General features: G+C 45.9%; 13 protein-coding genes. All 13 read left to right on the top strand.

The genetic code is table 11. The features are described from left to right. Positions 1–14: 14 nt before the first annotated feature. A complete protein-coding gene (locus SALPA_RS06075; protein ID WP_145091013.1) occupies positions 15–1,364 on the top strand; it encodes a TolC family protein in 1,350 nt (449 codons plus the stop codon). 156 nt (positions 1,365–1,520) lie between these two features. Next, positions 1,521–5,852, top strand: a complete 4,332-nt coding sequence (locus SALPA_RS06070) for a translocation/assembly module TamB domain-containing protein (protein ID WP_145091010.1) — start codon at positions 1,521–1,523, stop codon at positions 5,850–5,852. Between the two features lie 14 nt (positions 5,853–5,866). Continuing rightward, a complete protein-coding gene (locus tag SALPA_RS06065) occupies positions 5,867–6,505 on the top strand; it encodes a sigma-70 family RNA polymerase sigma factor (RefSeq protein ID WP_145091007.1) in 639 nt (212 codons plus the stop codon). 366 nt (positions 6,506–6,871) lie between these two features. Beyond that, complete coding sequence (locus SALPA_RS06060; RefSeq protein ID WP_145091004.1) at positions 6,872–7,462, top strand: hypothetical protein; 591 nt, start codon at positions 6,872–6,874, stop codon at positions 7,460–7,462. Between the two features lie 22 nt (positions 7,463–7,484). Beyond that, a complete protein-coding gene (locus tag SALPA_RS06055) occupies positions 7,485–9,221 on the top strand; it encodes an outer membrane protein assembly factor (RefSeq protein WP_145091001.1) in 1,737 nt (578 codons plus the stop codon). A 3-nt stretch (positions 9,222–9,224) separates the two neighbouring features. Then, positions 9,225–10,574 carry a hypothetical protein gene (locus SALPA_RS06050; protein ID WP_255450890.1) on the top strand — a complete coding sequence of 450 codons (1,350 nt, stop codon included), beginning with the start codon at positions 9,225–9,227 and terminating at the stop codon, positions 10,572–10,574. A gap of 84 nt (positions 10,575–10,658) precedes the next feature. Continuing rightward, positions 10,659–11,129: an OmpH family outer membrane protein gene (locus SALPA_RS06045; protein WP_145090998.1), complete on the top strand. Its 471-nt coding sequence runs from the start codon at positions 10,659–10,661 to the stop codon at positions 11,127–11,129. Positions 11,130–11,239: 110 nt separating this feature from the next. After that, the gene (locus SALPA_RS06040) at positions 11,240–12,196 is read left to right on the top strand and encodes a molecular chaperone Skp (protein WP_145090995.1); all 957 of its coding nucleotides are present in this window, start codon (positions 11,240–11,242) and stop codon (positions 12,194–12,196) included. A gap of 54 nt (positions 12,197–12,250) precedes the next feature. Continuing rightward, positions 12,251–12,673 (top strand): OmpH family outer membrane protein, encoded by a 423-nt coding sequence (locus SALPA_RS06035; protein ID WP_145090991.1) that lies wholly within the window; start codon positions 12,251–12,253, stop codon positions 12,671–12,673. A 13-nt stretch (positions 12,674–12,686) separates the two neighbouring features. Further along, positions 12,687–13,706, top strand: coding sequence for a UDP-3-O-(3-hydroxymyristoyl)glucosamine N-acyltransferase (gene lpxD, locus SALPA_RS06030; protein ID WP_145090988.1), 1,020 nt, complete (start codon positions 12,687–12,689; stop codon positions 13,704–13,706). Continuing rightward, positions 13,672–13,926 carry a hypothetical protein gene (locus SALPA_RS30185; protein ID WP_222427887.1) on the top strand — a complete coding sequence of 85 codons (255 nt, stop codon included), beginning with the start codon at positions 13,672–13,674 and terminating at the stop codon, positions 13,924–13,926. Before lpxD ends, SALPA_RS30185 begins: the two co-directional genes overlap by 35 nt. Before the next feature lie 57 nt (positions 13,927–13,983). Continuing rightward, entirely contained in the window at positions 13,984–14,616 is a 633-nt protein-coding gene (locus SALPA_RS06025) for a YjbH domain-containing protein (RefSeq protein WP_145090985.1), read from the top strand. A gap of 15 nt (positions 14,617–14,631) precedes the next feature. After that, entirely contained in the window at positions 14,632–15,516 is an 885-nt protein-coding gene (locus SALPA_RS06020) for a lysophospholipid acyltransferase family protein (protein ID WP_145090982.1), read from the top strand. Positions 15,517–15,637: the final 121 nt, after the last annotated feature.

Genomic DNA, 15,637 nt, shown 5'->3' with positions numbered 1-15,637 from the left:
GTCATATAAAGATTATGGTAAAATTTATCTTATCCAGTCGTAGGGTTAAACAGGCATCAGCCTTACTTACAGGGACGATGCTAATGGCGGCATCGCTTCCAGGCTTTGCTGCACCAGTAGAATTGACGCTTGATGAAGCTGTCGCAATGGCACTCAAGAGTAATCCTTCTGTAAAAATTTCTGAATCAGAGCTGGAAAAAGCCAACTGGGATGTAAGTGTTGCCAAAGCGGGGAAAGCACCATCGGTAAGCTTAGCTCATAATGCTAGTCGTTACAAGACGGCGGCATCAAGTACTTATGTTTACAATGAAACTTCAAATTACATTTTCAAATATCCTGTTCCGGACTATTTAACCACTCTCTATACCAACAGTATTGACATGACACTGCCCTTATACACCGGTGGTAAGCTCGAAGGTACTATTGATAAGGCTAAGTTGGCAGTGAAGGTCGCCGATTTAGGTATAACCAACGCCCAGCAGCAGATTAAACTGGATGCCACAAACGGGTATTACAGTATTTTACAGACACGTAATTTGGTTACCCTTCGCGAAGAATCCTTAGACCGTCTCACCGAGCATCTGAAGAATGTAGAGGCCCAGTATAATGCCGGCACAGTGGCGAAAACTGATGTATTGCGCTCAGAAGTGGAAAAAGCCGATGCCGAGCAAAATCTGATTATAGCCAAAAATTCTTACGAACTTGCGGTATCCAGCTTAAATAATATTATTAGTTTGCCGCTTGATACGGAACTTATCGTTAAAGATGAACTGAAATACCAAAAATTTGATAAATCGCTGGAAGACTGCATTAAGGTTGCTTTAACCAGCCGGCCTGATTTAGCCCAGGCACAGGTCAATGTCGATATTGCCAAAACTAGTATTAAAGTAGCCGAAAGCGGCAACAAGCTAACAGTAGCTGCCACAGCATCCGAAAAGTGGCATGACAGTGATTTTCCAGGGACAGAAAACAACACCTGGTCGATCGGCATAAACGCCAGCTACAATCTGTTTGACGGCGGCTTAGTCAAAGCGCAAGTTAAAGGTTCCAAGGCTGAATTTACGAAAGCGACAGAACAGCTGCGTCAAACCAAAGACAGTGTGCAGCTTGAAGTCCGCCAGGCATATCTCAATATGCTGGAAGCTGAAAAGCGGATTGAGACCAGTAAAGTAGCGGTAGTCAAAGGCGAAGAAGACTATAAAATTGCCCAAGTGCGTTATAGTGCCGGGGTTGGTACTAACCTTGACGTTATTGATTCCCAGGTTGCCTTAACCTCAGCCAAAACCGATTATGTACAAGCCCTGTACGACTACAATACCAGTCGTGCGAAGCTTAATAAGGCTATGGGTATGGCAGTAAAATAGGTTTTATTTAGGAATGTAAAAAAAGGTTGTTTTGACAATTATGTCAAAACAACCTTTTTTTTACATTATCCAATGCAAAATTCCCAGCTGGTTTTAAAGGAAGATGCAGCAGCTTCGTCGAAATAAACAGTACTGAACAAGCCGAGGAGGCACACAATGCGAATCAAAGCAATTGCTTTATTTATAATAGTACTTATGGTTGGGCTGGCTGTTTTTGGCTGGTGGTCAACCCACAGTCAGACTGTTTTTGCCGAACTGGAAGGAACCTTAGCTGCCCAATTGACCGATTCGTTGGGAACCAAGGTAACAATCGGCCAACTGCATACGGCAGGACTAACTTCAGCTACCGTAGATGATGTAACGATATTTGATAAGCAAGGCCGGGAAATGGCGGCTATTAAGCAGGTCACTGTTTCCTATAGCCTGCTTGCTTTGCTGCGTGGTCAGACGGCCATAGATGCTCTCAAAAAAATCACACTTACGCAAGCGACAATTGTATTGGTAGAAGAAGCTGATGGTACCTGGAATGCGGCGTGTTTAAAGCAGGACGCTAAGCCTGGCAGCCCGGAATTTAGTGGTAATGTAGTCTTAGAGCAGGCAAGTATTCAAGTCCATTCACGTAAAGGCCAATGGGATTTTGATAAGATTGATGGTCAGTTTACTATCGACGGGAGTCAAACCGTTGATGCAATTTTGACCGCCAGTCATAACGCCTCGCCACTGAAAATACAAGGCTCGCTTAACAATACCAAAAACAGCCTATGGCTGACAGTCAAAGCAGAACAGCTGAATCCAGCCAATTATCAGGCATTGGTGCCTGCCGGTACAGAACTCAAATTCACCGCCGGTTTGCTCAAACAGGTAGAGGTTACAGTTACCAACAGTCCTGCAGGCTTGCGTTATGCAGGGAAATTCGGCCTGGATAACCTTGCAGCCCAGGTGGCAGGTATACCTGTTGAGCAGGCGCAGGGTGATGTTATGTTTTCTAATGAAAGTGTTTACATACTGGGCAGTCATGCGCTTGTTGCCAGTCAGCCAGTGACTATGTTTGGAAAAATCGGCATAGCTGGTGATCAGCCGGTGTTCGATTTAAGGGTAGGATCTCCCGGTTTTGATCCAGGGGCCATTAACGGAAATTTGCCAGTTACCGGGATTGTTAAGTTTGACGCTACGGTTGCAGGGACACTGCGCGATCCGGTTGTGGCTGCTAAAGTTACCGCAGCCCAGGGGACAGTTGCCAACTATTCCTTGCAAGCAGCCAAGGCAAACCTCAGATTTGCCGGCAATATCCTTACTATTGATAATTTTTCTGCTAGTATGCTGGGGGGGCAGGTACAGGGGCAGGGAGAATTCGATGTTGTCAGCAGCCGCTATCAATTGCAGCTTGCTGGTGAAAATTTGGATGCAGCTGCTGTTCAAGAGCTGCCGCTGGAACTAAGTGGGCGGGGAAAAGTCCATCTTTCTGTCAGCGGGCAAGGCAATGACTGGCAATCAATGGCCGGTATGGCTGCTGTGACCCTGGCAGCAGGGAACATCAATGGGATACCGTACAATACGATGTCAACTCTCATAGAACGCAGTGGCAATAAGACAACAGTAGAATACTTTAATGCAGCGCTGCCAACAGGCTATGTTGCCGCCAATGGCATGCTGCAGGGAGAACAGCTGACAATGAAGGTCAGCGGCCAGGGGATAGCATTACAGGATATTGACGATGCTATTGTGAAAAATAGTAATTTTGCCGGAATAGCGGCATTTGACGGTGAAATTACCGGTACAACAGCTGCCCCAGTCATCGCCCTTACTTTCGATATTGCTAACCTAAAGGCCAATGAACAATTATTGGGAACAGCTACAGGTAAGCTTACAGCCGATTGCCAACAGGTAGCTTTGCATCAGGTGCTCCTTACCGACGGCACCGCCAGACATGAAGTTACTGGCAAAATCTTGTTGACAGGCTTCGAGCCGGAGCTTAATCTGAGGGTGATATCTCACGCCGCCCGGGCTGAGACATTTGCCAGAATGATTATGCCTGAACTTAAATTAACAGGCAATGTGGACCATGAGCTAAGCCTGACAGGGCCGCTGAGCAATCCAAACTTTCAAGGGAAAATTATATTGACGCAAGGCAGTCTGTACGGTCAGCTTATTGCCAAAGCCGAGGGATCTTATGAACGCAGAGATGGCGCTATTATTGTCAATAATCTGGATATAGTATCACTGGGTACCAGCATAAAACTATCAGGTACGGTGGCAGCTGATAATAGTTTAAACTTTGCCGTAAACGCCCAAGATGTAAAACTTGGCAGACTGCGGGTAAATTACCCTTACCCAGTTTTAGGCAAGGTGAATATTAGTGGTCAAGTAACAGGTACTATGGCTAGCCCCAAACTGGAAGGACAACTGGAAGCGCCGCTAGTCCTGCTGAACGGCCAGGAGGTTAAGAACATTTTTTCGCGCTTAACGTATCAAGACGGACACGCTACTATCCAGGAACTTCATTTTGCTCAAGGTACTGGCAACTATGTTTTTGCGGGGGCTGCTGATCTAAATACAAAAGAAATTGACGGCTTGCTCAAGGTGGAAAATGGTGAATTGGCCGGTATTTTGGCGATAGCCAATATACCGGAGCGAGGTATTCGCGGCCGGCTTAACGGGGAAATCGCCTTAAATGGCAGCATAACCAATCCCGACGTGCTATTACGCGGCGCCATCTCCAGCGGCCAGATCAAAAACTATTCACTTGACAGTATTGACATTGATGCTGAGCTTACCAACCAGATTATTACTATCAATAAATTTATGGGTAAACAAGGGGCTGATGGGATACTGGTTGCCAGAGGGCAGGCCGATCTGAACGGGGCTATTGATATGGAATTTGGTGGTCGCGATATTGAGACCGGAATTTTACCGGCCTTGTTTGATACAACTGTTGAGACCAAAGGGAAATTTAGCTTTAATGCCCAGGCTACCGGCCTAACAGCCGATCCCAATGTAGCCGTATCGTTAGAGATCAAAGACGGGAGTGTTGCTAACGCTGAATTTGATAATCTTTACGGGTTGTTCATCTATAAGCAAGGCAGCATTCATGTTAATCAGCTGTTTTTGGCGCGCGGACCTTATAAAGCAAGCGCCTATGGCGTAATACCGTTAAAAGCCCTCAATAGCCAAGGCCGCAGCAAAGCTGATATAACCGATAGAATGGATCTGAAGCTGCGCCTTGATAACGCGGATCTAAGGATACTGCCGATGCTGACCAAAGAAGTGGCCTGGGCTACTGGTCCAACTACCGGTGAAATCAGTGTTGGCGGCACATTGGCTCAGCCTACTTTGAATGGTAAGCTAACAGTAGTTAAGGGCACTATTAAATTGGCCGACCTTAATGAACCCATCCAAAATGTAGGGGTTGATATTCAGTTTCAAGATGATACAATTACTATAAATGACTTTGATGGACAAATGGGGGGCGGTTCCTATGCCTTAAACGGTTCTGCCCGTCTAAATGGCTTAGCGCTTGATAATTACAACCTCATGCTGCGATTGGATCATTTGGGAATTAAACACAAATACTTTGCCGGACCGCTAGATGGTGTGGTATCATTAACTAGTGAAAAAGGAAAACCGCAACTATCAGGGAAACTGACCATTGAAGATGCCACCGTTAATATACCGGCGGTGCCTGAAGGCGGTGAGCTTGATTGGGATACCGGGCTGGATGTCGAGCTAGTCATTGGCGATAAAGTCCGGATGTATAATCCCTATCTCTATGATTTCCGGGCCGCGGGTAAAGTGAAGTTTTCCGGTACATTACAAAAGCCGCGAGCCGCTGGCCGCATAGAAGCAAGGCGCGGTACGGTAAAATACCTGACAAACCGTTTTAACATTGAAAGTGGCAGTGCCGAATTTACCCAATACAATTCGATTATACCGATAATTAAGTTAAAGGCTAACGCCAAACTGCAACGAACACGTATCGATCTGGTGATCAATGGCCCTGCTACGGCGATGGACCTTACCTTAACCTCTGACCCGGATATGAGCCAGCAGGAAATTATGTCAATATTGACGCTCAGCGGCGGCGATTTTTCTAAATCGAATAGTCAGGCCAGACATGATAGTGTGTTAGGCCATGATCAGTTAGTCAGCCTGCTAAATGCTGGCTTGCAGATGCGTTTTATTGCCGAGATAGAGAATTCCATGCAAAATGCTTTGGGGGTTGATGAGTTTCGTCTGGCAAAATCTTCAGTATTTGATACCTATAGCACTCGGGACAGTCAAGATAATAACGATAGCAGTTTCCAGGGATACAACCTGGAAATAGGCAAGTATCTAACAGATAAGCTACTACTAAGTTATACCATGGATCTTGATCAGAAAAAAAATAGTGTAAGTCTGCGTTATGACTTGAACAAGCGTTTTTCCGTCGGAGGAACCTTTGGGGGAACGAATAATGGGCTATTCATAATTGAGACAAGAGCTAATTTCTAAAAAGGGTGGATACCATGATTCTCAGTCAGTATTTGGCAGAACTGAAAAATATTCAAACCTTGCTGCCGGAAGAAGAACAGAGCTTGTGGCAGAGCTATAAGGTGGACGGCAGCCTGGAAAGTCGCCGCCGCCTTATCGAATGCTATCAGCCCCTGGTTTTTAAAACAGCCATGCGCTGGCGTCTGCCTGAACCGGCGATGCTGGATAGTATTCAGGAAGGGACAGTAGGACTCATTGAAGCTGTTGAAAAATATGACCATACCAGGGGGGTCGCTTTTAGCCTGTTTGCTGTGCATCGCATCAAGGGCCGGATTATTAATCACCTGAAATGTGAAGACGGCAGCTTGTTGCATATCGATAGCCCGCTAACCGAGGGGGTTAGCCAGACAACAATTGCTGACTTGTTAGTTGATGCTCAGGCTGAGGTAGCTGCACAAGTAGAGCAGAACTACCTTGTCGAGCAACTCAAAACGGCCATGGATCGTCTGCCAGCCAAAGAGCAGCAGGTCTTACAGGGCGTGTTTCTTGATGACTGTCAGCCCAAAGAGTTAGCGGCTACAATGGAGGTAAGCCTATCACATATCTATCGTCTGCAAAAACAAGGAATTAGGCGCTTGCGAGGGATGTTGTCCAAGCTAATGGGCAACTGGTAGGAAACTGGCGATAAACGCCCATCTGCACGGGCTGTTATAACAAGACTACTGCCACAAACTGCCGTAAAGTATTTTCGTAGGCGACGGTGTTGCTCCTCGAAACGCTTGTTTGCGTACGCCTTGTACGCGGCGCTGCACGTTTCTCCGGTGCGCCTCGCAGCTGACATTTCTCGCCAGTTTCCGGAAAGTAAGGTAACGTGTTTTATCAAACACGCCGGGGGAAAAGAAAACGACAATCTCAAAAAACTCAGCAAATACGTCGAAACTACTCGAAATACCGACTATCAACAAGCTAATTTAGACATTTATCCGTTTTTGGCTGTTTACTAATGACCAGAATCTGGCCTCTTCACAGGAGTATAAATAGTGTTTATAATAGGGGTGGTGAATGTGGCGGATTGTAAACAAAATGTTAACAGGCATCTAAACTCAGCACAGCAATGGCTTTCAGAGGCTGAACAGGCTTTTGACAAAGACAAAGACATTCGCGGCGAGCTTAACTTGTTTTTAGCTCAGGCTGAACTCACCCATGCCAGGGAAGTTAACCGTTCCCAGCAGTGGCGGTACAAATATCCGGTGCTGCGGCATAGTCTGGCTTTGGGGTTGGCTGTGGTGGTAGCTGTTGGCGGAGTAGGCGTCAGTTATTGGTGGGGAGGGCGCCAGCAACAGGAAGTACAGCCAATAGCTGAGACTCAACAGTTGGTTCCGGCGGTGGAAATAAACTCCATCCAGGCTCCGCCGGCTGCAATGTCTGTCTCACTGCCAGCAGCTACAACAGTTGCAGCTGTTCAGCCTGCAACTCATAAGCAGACTGTACAGTCTGCTTATGAAGGTTCGGAACCATCAGAACCAAAAAAATCCGCTTCTAATGCCGACCAAAGCAAAGAAGTTCCCCTGACAACGGATGAGATTAACAAGCTAATCCGCACAGCTGGACAATCGTTGCGAGGTCAATAACAAATAAATAAGGAGGTAATAGATGAAGAACGTTCTACGCTGCAGAATTTTTGTTATTGCTGCGCTTGTTTTAAGCATGACCGCATCGTTAGTTCTGCCTGCTTATGCAGCAGCAAATATTGAAGGCAAAACGGCTACCTCCATAACAGTTACCGGCACTGATAAAGTTGCCGAAAGCACTGTTAGGGGTGTGGTAAAAATCCAGCCTGGGGATACCTTAACCGCCGAGAAAGTTAAACAGGACATGCAGGCTATCTACGATTTAGGCTACTTTTTTGATGTTGTAGCCAACTTCAATGAAGTGCCTGAAGGCATCAACGTGGTATATACCGTTATGGAAAACCCAAAGTTAGCCGACATTGTTGTTAAAGGCAATACCAAAGTATCTGTAGACAAAATTAAAGAATTAGTGACTACCAGCAAAGATAGTATTTTGAACACCAGAACCCTAAACACCAATGTTCGGGCTATCGAACAGTACTACCATGACCAGGGTTATATTCTGGCAAAGGTAACTGATGTGGCTATGAGCCCGGCTGGTGTACTGACACTGACCATTAGTGAGGGTGTGTTGGAAGGTGTTGTTGTTAAAGGTAATGATAAAACCAAAACCAATGTTATCACCCGTGAAATGAAAGTCAAGCCAGGCGAACCTTTCAATGTAAAGGATGCCAAACGCAGCATGCAAAAAGTGTACAACCTTGGTTATTTTGAAGATGTTAACATGAAACTTAATCCTGGTAAAGAGCCGAATGCTGTTGTGCTTGAGGCAGGAGTCGTTGAGCAGAAAACAGGTACCTTTTCCATCGGCGGCGGTTACAGCAAATCTGATGGTATGATTGGTATTATTGAAGTAGGTGACAACAACTTCAGGGGCAGTGGCGACAAAGTCAAATTTCACTGGGAGTTTGGCGGTGCCAGCGACAAAAACTATGAAGTTAGCTTTACCCGCCCCTGGCTTGACAGCAAACAAACCTCGCTGAGTTTCAGCGTATACGACTTGACCAATGAGTATACGGATTACTATGACGGTACTGATACTGAGAAGACAACCTATGACAAAAACCGTCGAGGTTTTGACATTACCCTGGGCCGTCCGTCAGGTGAGTATATTCAAAATTATATCACCTTTAAAAACCGTAAAGACACCTATGAAGAATATGAAAGTGGACCTATAAACTATTTAGACGGGACTGCGGAGCATAACCAATATCTTAAAGATAACTATGGCCTGACCCGCAGCGTTACGTTAATGCGAGTGTTTGACTCGCGGGATAACGTTTTTGCTCCGTCTGAGGGAGCACGGTACTCCCTGTCAGCCGAATTTGCCGGTTTGGGCGGCGACTTTAATTTCAACAAATATACTCTTGAAGGACGTAAATATTTCAAAGTCGGGCCTAACCACGTAATCGCTACCCGTCTCACGGCCGGTTATGCTGACGGTAATATTTCGGATGCAAACCGGTTTGAAGTCGGCGGCGCCGATACACTCCGTGGCTATGAGGATGAACAATACAAAGGCAACAAGATGCTTGCCGGTTCTGTCGAATATCGCTTCCCGGTTATTAGCAAAATTCAGGGTGTAGTATTTACTGATATTGGTAATGCCTGGACTGGTGGCGGTTACAAACTTGATGACCTAAAAAGCAGCGTTGGTGTTGGTATCCGCATGACAACGCCAATTGGGCCGGTTCGTATCGACTTTGCTAAAGGCGATGAGGGTGGACGTACTCACTTCAGTTTTGGTGGTCAGTTCTAAAACATGTTAGCTAATGAGTCAGGCCGCTGGCCTGACTCATTTACTAAGAGGGAGGTGCGAGTTATTAGCAGAAAATGTCCACGCCAGATACTCCTAGTTCTCAGCTTTATTACCTTGCTGAGCCTTTGGCCGGGAACCGGCTTAGCTGCAACTGAGACAGTGGATAAAATCGTGGTAACTGTTGCGGCTGCTGAGCCGCCTCCTGCCAGAATTGCCAAGCGAATGACCGCAAGTATTATGACAGTAGGAGAACAGATTCTTGTTGGGCGAACCCTTATTGATGTAGAGACAAATCAAGCCAACTATGAAGATCTTGTCAGGGATATATTCAACAGAGTACTCGTTGGTTATACAGTCGAGCAAGTTAAATTAACTCCAGGTACCAGCACCAATATTTTAGTGACAGTAAGACCCTGGGGTGATGTCGTGCGCGACATTTCTCTTGAAATTGACATCGGTGGTCTCTCACCTGAGGTAATGACAGTAATCAAAAACGACATGGGTAAGATAGAAGATCAAGCTGCCGATGTTTTGATTGGTCTGCCTGTAGACTCAGTAGAATGGGCAGGCGGAATATCCAAGACGGTTATCCGCGAATTGTTGGCAACCGAACTGCCGGAATTTCGCAGTAATCTTGAGATTACTGCCGGGCAGCATACGAGTATCAAACTTTCGCTAATTCCCACAGGACCAACAATTAATAATGTTGAACTTTCCCTGCGCTCAAGTACCATTCCCAATATCTTGCTGGCTGAGGCCAGGCCCCCTGTCCGCAAAGCGGCGGACATGCTGCGTGGTTTGCCGGTAGCTTTTGTGGAGCGGCATAAAGAGTATTTTACTACTGAGATACAAAAAACGGCGGCTAAGCATCCCGTAGTTAAAAAGTATGGCTTGCTATTAACTCCTGCTATAAATCCCGGCGTTGATACTGCAATAACACTTCAGGCCGAAACTACCAAATACCGGGTAATTCTCGAAGGCAGTTTGGATATGGGGCGAGAGAAAGATAATACGATGGCGAAACTTCATTTTGGTAAATTTACCGGCAAGCGGGATGAGGCTTTTATGGAAATTAAATTTGCCCCTGATAGCATGGAGTGGGAGTTTGAACCAGGTTGGGGCCATAAATTTACAGAAAATACGCTAGCCGGTCTAAGGTACAATATCTCAGAACATGATAGTATCCTATGGCTTAATCACAACCTTGGCCCCAACTGGATGATTCGGCTGGAAGACACGCCCAAAGCTGATTACTACGAATTTGGGGTCAGATATAAGCTGCATGAGTTTCTAAGTGCCGAATATGTTATTACTGAAAAGGAAAACTGGCTTAGACTGATCGCCAATTTGTAGGCTTGCTGAATAGGGTAGGGCCTGTTATAATTGGTAAGTGGAGGAGAAATTTTATTGCCAAGTGGCAGGAAAGAAGGGTAAAAAATGTTTAAAAACAAAAAAAATGCTAAAATTGTTGCTGTTACTATAGCTGCAGTATTCTTGCTGGGGGTCTTTGGTTTGGCGCTTTCTCAAGCTGGTACAGGCCATGCGGCTAGTGCCGGTACTGCATCTAATATCGGCAAAGTAAACAGGTCATTACTGCTGCAACAGCATCCTGATCTGGCTAAAGCAGAAGAAACCATGAAAACCGAAGTAGAGCAGGCTAAAACCGACTTTGAAACCAAGTCTGCTAATATGGCAGACAAAGAAAAACAAGAATACTACAATCAAACTATGCAACGCCTTGAATTGAAACGGCAAGAGTTATTTGCACCAATTCAGGACAAAGTAGATGCGGCCATCAAAGCAGTAGCTGATGCCAAAGGAATCGCTGTCGTGTTTGATGTCGGCAACGTAGTTTATGGTGCCCAGGATCTGACAGAGGATGTTAGCAAAAAAATTACCGGTAAATAATATAAGGTTCCGGTATAAATTGAGCCGAGCCGGTTTAGTCTGTGCTCGGCTTTAGCCTTACCATAAACAAGCCTGTAATCCTGAACCTTAACACTAGAGAGGGTGATTTGGTGTTTACAACTAAAAAGCAAACAACACCAATACGGTTTCTGGTAATCCTGATCCTTAGTACTGTTCTTTTTGCAGGTTGTTCCCGTTCGGCGACACCTGAAACCAAGCCCCCCGAAGTACCGCAAGTTGGCGTAATTGACATGGATAAGGCCATAAATGCTCATCCTAAATATCAGGAGTGGCAAAAACTCAAGCAACAGGCAGCCACCCTTCGCCAACAACTAAGCGGGCAAGTTAATCAAGCGCGTAATGCCACAGAAGCACCAGTCATGGATCTGCAAGGCAGTGTGGCTGACGGACTCCAAACCGCAGCTGCACAGGAATTTAATGTCAAAATGGCAGCAAAACAACAAGAATTGCAGGCTAAGCTTGTCAAAAAAGCTGATAAAGTCCATGGTGAACTAGCGGTTGAGCTTAAGGCCTATGCCCAAGAACTGGATAAGGAATATCGGCCACAGATTTTTAATCAACAGCTAAAATTACAAACTGTCCGGCTAGATGAAAAACAAACGGCTGAAGAAAGCAAGATCCTGGATGAATTGAAAGCAGAGCAAGCCAATAAACTGGCCGCCAAAGAAAAAGAGTTGGGCCAAAGCTTAGATGCTTTGCTAGCTCCTGAAAAAGCTGCTATTGAGAAGGAACTTGCTGCCTATGCCCAACAAGTAAATGCGGAGCTCAATGCCAAAACACTGGCTCAAACTGCCAATATATCTGCCCCGATAGCCCAGGCAATTACCCCCCCGGATGGAGCGGCAGCTAATAAGCAGTTAGAGCAGCAACTGGGCATGAAACAACAGGAAATCAATGTGCTTGAAGAAACTATTTTAAATGATATCCGTGATAAAACGGCCAAAGTGGCAATTGAACGTCGCCTGGACACTGTATTGACAGGATATCAAGTCAATAGTACGGCTGTTGATATTACTAACGCGGTGATTGCCGCGTTTAAGAAATAATTTGCGTGCATATACTATAATTAAGTGATGATGGTTCCAAAGGAGGAGTTTATCATGAATAGACAAATTAGAATTGTCCTGGTGTTAGTACTCGTTTTTGTTGCCGGTTTGGCACTTGCAGGCTGTAATAGCGGTCAGGCGGCCATTGGTGTTCTTGATGTAAACAAAGTTATGTCTGACAGCCCAAAAATTAAGCAGTTTCAAGACCAGCTTAATGTTAAAGGCAAAGAATTGAGTGACCAACTGGAAAAAGACAAAGCCAGTATCAGTGCAGAAGAATTTCAAAAACGCCAGGAAGCTGCCTATGGTGAATTTCTAAAGACCAAACAAGAGTTGGAAACCCAGATTGACACCAATATTAAACAGGCCATTGAGCAAGTAAGCCAAGAGAAAAAGATGGGCGTTGTACTTTATAAAAACAGTATAGCCACAGGCGGTACAGATATAACTGATGCCGTTATTCAGAAAATGCAATAAATGGAGGCGTCCAGTGAAAAAAACATTAGCTGAGATTGCCGCATTGGTTAACGGAACAGTCATTGGTGACGCTGATAGGGAGGTTACCGGTATAACAAACATTGAGGATGCCGGCCCTGGTGACATTACCTTTGCTGTACCTCCTCATATTGACAAAGCCGCTCAATGCGCTGCCGCAGCGGTAATCATTCCTGATACAATGGGAGACTTTCCCAAGCCGGCTATCCGGGTAACTAACCCCCGGATGGCCTTTACCACATTACTCGCTTTGCTTACTCCTAAACCGGCGATACCTGTTGGTATCCATCCGACCGCTATCCTTGGGACGAATGTAAAACTGGGAACAGCGGTGGCCATTATGGCCCATACCGTCATTGAAGATAATGTTCAAATCGGCAATAATACCATTATTTACTCCAATACTTATATTGGCAGGGATGTGACTGTGGGTGATGATACAATCATTTATTCCAATGTCACCGTACGTGAAACCTGTCACATCGGTAACCGGGTTATTGTTCAAAACGGTGCTGTCATCGGCAGCGATGGCTTTGGTTTTGTCACCGTCGGTGGCCGCCACCAAAAAGTACCTCAAGTAGGAAATGTTATCATTGAAGATGATGTTGAAATTGGTGCCAATTCTTGTTTGGACAGAGCCACAACCGGCAGTACCATTGTTGGTAAAGGTACCAAAATTGATAACCTGGTACATTTGGCTCACAATGTAGTAACTGGTGAAAATTGCTTCTTTGTGGCCCTGACAGGCATTGCCGGCAGCACCAAAATCGGCAATAACGTTACCTTTGCCGGACAATCAGGCTGCAACGGGCATATAACCATTGGCGACAACTGTGTATTTGCCGCCCGTACCGCACCAATAAATGATATTCCAGCCAATTCCTTCTGTGCCGGCTTTCCTGCCCGCCCACACCAGGAATGGCTGCGTTCCGAAGCCGCCATCGGTCACCTGCCGGAACTAGTCAAAAAAATCCGCAAACTTGAACAAAGACTTGCTCAACTGGAACCTAAGTAAGCGGGAATATCGAGGACGGTTATGGTGTATCATTCAAAATGATTACACCATAACCGTTTCTTTTTATCTTTTGCGGCGAGTTAAGACTACCGCCTCTGCAGGCGGCGTTTGTTCAGGTGGGGTTGACTCCCCACCTGAACCCGCCGATGTTTCAGCTATGCTGAAACAAGTTCACTTCCATAAATTATGCTGCCCTGGTAAGCAGGATTTGGGAGCCTGATGGGGAATACATATAAACTCGTACCATAAAACCACACTTCTATTAAGGAGAATAAGCATGAAAAAAACAATTTTTGCGGCTATAACCTTTTTATTGACGGCGTCGCCTGTGTTCGCAGCACCTTCTGTCAATGGCTCAACAGGCCTTATTAATACTCCTTCGGCCGATGTCCTGCAGGAGGGGCAATTCTCTTTGGGATACCATCATTTAAAAGATGGTAGTGTTGGTACCGTTACTATGAATTTGACTGGCAAACTGGAAGTTGGTGCAGCAGGCTTTCGTTATGATAACGACGCTGGTCGTAAAGATCACACCTATGTTAATGCCAAGTATGGTCTGGTGCCGGAAACCGTTTTAACCCCTGGTGTGGCTATTGGCGTTGAAGATATTGCCAATTTAGACAAGCGCACAGCCTATGTATCTGCCAGCAAAGCATTGCCTTTCGGATTCCGTATTCATGCCGGTATTGGCAATGGCCGCTATGATGGTGTATTTGCTGCCGTGGAAAAGACCATTAACCCGCTAGGCATACTTACTGGCAACAACGTTTTTCCGGCAACAACGCTGATCGCTGAATGGGATGGCAATGACATGAATTATGGCGCGCGTATGGCAGTAGTGCCTGGCCTCAAATTAGATGTTGGCCGTCGCGAGCATCAGACGTACTTTGGTGCCAGCTTTACCTACTAAAAGGAGGGACAGCGAATGCTGTACTACCTGGTGAAAACAATAAGCCGTTTTGTATGTATTTTGCCGCGAGCTTTACGGCGTAATCTGGGTATGGTTATTGGCAGGCTTTGTTGGCCACTAGTATCAAAAAAGCGCCGGAAGATGGCCATTGACAACATCAGCCGCAGTCTTGGAATTACTGAGGAGCAGGCAGAAACCATTGCAAAAAGCAGTGGAATTCGTTTTGGACCGATGTTTATGGAAGTACTCCACATGCCCAGACTGAACAAAGACAACATTAATAAGTATGTCACCCTTAGAGGCAGTGAGCATCTTGAAGCTGCGCTTACTATGGGACGGGGAGCTGTACTGGCTACCGCACATAGTGGTAATTGGGAGCTCTTAGGGGCAGCACTGGCCATGCATGGATTTCCTATAGTGGCCGTAGTCCAGCGTCAGACCAATGCCGCCATGGATACCTTTATTAATGAATATCGTACTAAAGCCGGTATGCATGTCACCTATAAGCAAGGAGTGCGGGAAATGGTCAAGCTAATGGGATCAGGCAAAATTATCGGTTTGTTAATGGATCAAGACAATCACAGGGATGGTGTATTTGTAGAGTTTTTCGGGCGTATGGCTTCCACGCCGCAAGGGGCTGCCGCACTGGCCAGACTGGGTAACACTCCCATAGTTCCGGCCTTTATCACCGAGAACCCCGATGGTACCCACATCGCCATCCTTCACCCGCCTATCCTGGTAACTAAAACAGAGGATCGTACTGAGGATATTCGCAATACTACCCAGCACTTGACCCGAATTATTGAACAGCATATCAGACAGCATCCCCAGGAATGGTTCTGGCTGCACAACCGTTGGAAGACGGCTCCGCCTGATTTAAAAGATAAATATTGCATGTAGGAAAAGCGAGATTGCCACGTTGGTGCTCACAATGACTGTAATGGGAAACGGTACTACGATCCCGGTCGTTGTGATGATAGCACAGCGGGGCAAGCTCGCTTTTTTAGGCAGCAGAAACAGG

This window comes from Sporomusa sp. KB1, from assembly GCF_007830295.1.
Taxonomy (GTDB): Bacteria; Bacillota; Negativicutes; order Sporomusales; family Sporomusaceae; genus Sporomusa.
This window is presented reverse-complemented; position numbering and strand designations above follow the sequence as displayed.

What these genes read in the sequence shown, in the direction of transcription:
- SALPA_RS06025 (WP_145090985.1), top strand. Translation starts at nt 13,984, where the DNA reads ATGAAAAAAACAATTTTTGCGGCTATAACCTTTTTATTGACGGCGTCG.
- SALPA_RS06055 (WP_145091001.1), top strand. Translation starts at nt 7,485, where the DNA reads ATGAAGAACGTTCTACGCTGCAGAATTTTTGTTATTGCTGCGCTTGTT.
- SALPA_RS06065 (WP_145091007.1), top strand. Translation starts at nt 5,867, where the DNA reads ATGATTCTCAGTCAGTATTTGGCAGAACTGAAAAATATTCAAACCTTG.
- SALPA_RS06045 (WP_145090998.1), top strand. Translation starts at nt 10,659, where the DNA reads ATGTTTAAAAACAAAAAAAATGCTAAAATTGTTGCTGTTACTATAGCT.
- SALPA_RS06050 (WP_255450890.1), top strand. Translation starts at nt 9,225, where the DNA reads ATGTTAGCTAATGAGTCAGGCCGCTGGCCTGACTCATTTACTAAGAGG.
- SALPA_RS06070 (WP_145091010.1), top strand. Translation starts at nt 1,521, where the DNA reads ATGCGAATCAAAGCAATTGCTTTATTTATAATAGTACTTATGGTTGGG.
- SALPA_RS06035 (WP_145090991.1), top strand. Translation starts at nt 12,251, where the DNA reads ATGAATAGACAAATTAGAATTGTCCTGGTGTTAGTACTCGTTTTTGTT.
- SALPA_RS06020 (WP_145090982.1), top strand. Translation starts at nt 14,632, where the DNA reads ATGCTGTACTACCTGGTGAAAACAATAAGCCGTTTTGTATGTATTTTG.
- SALPA_RS06075 (WP_145091013.1), top strand. Translation starts at nt 15, where the DNA reads ATGGTAAAATTTATCTTATCCAGTCGTAGGGTTAAACAGGCATCAGCC.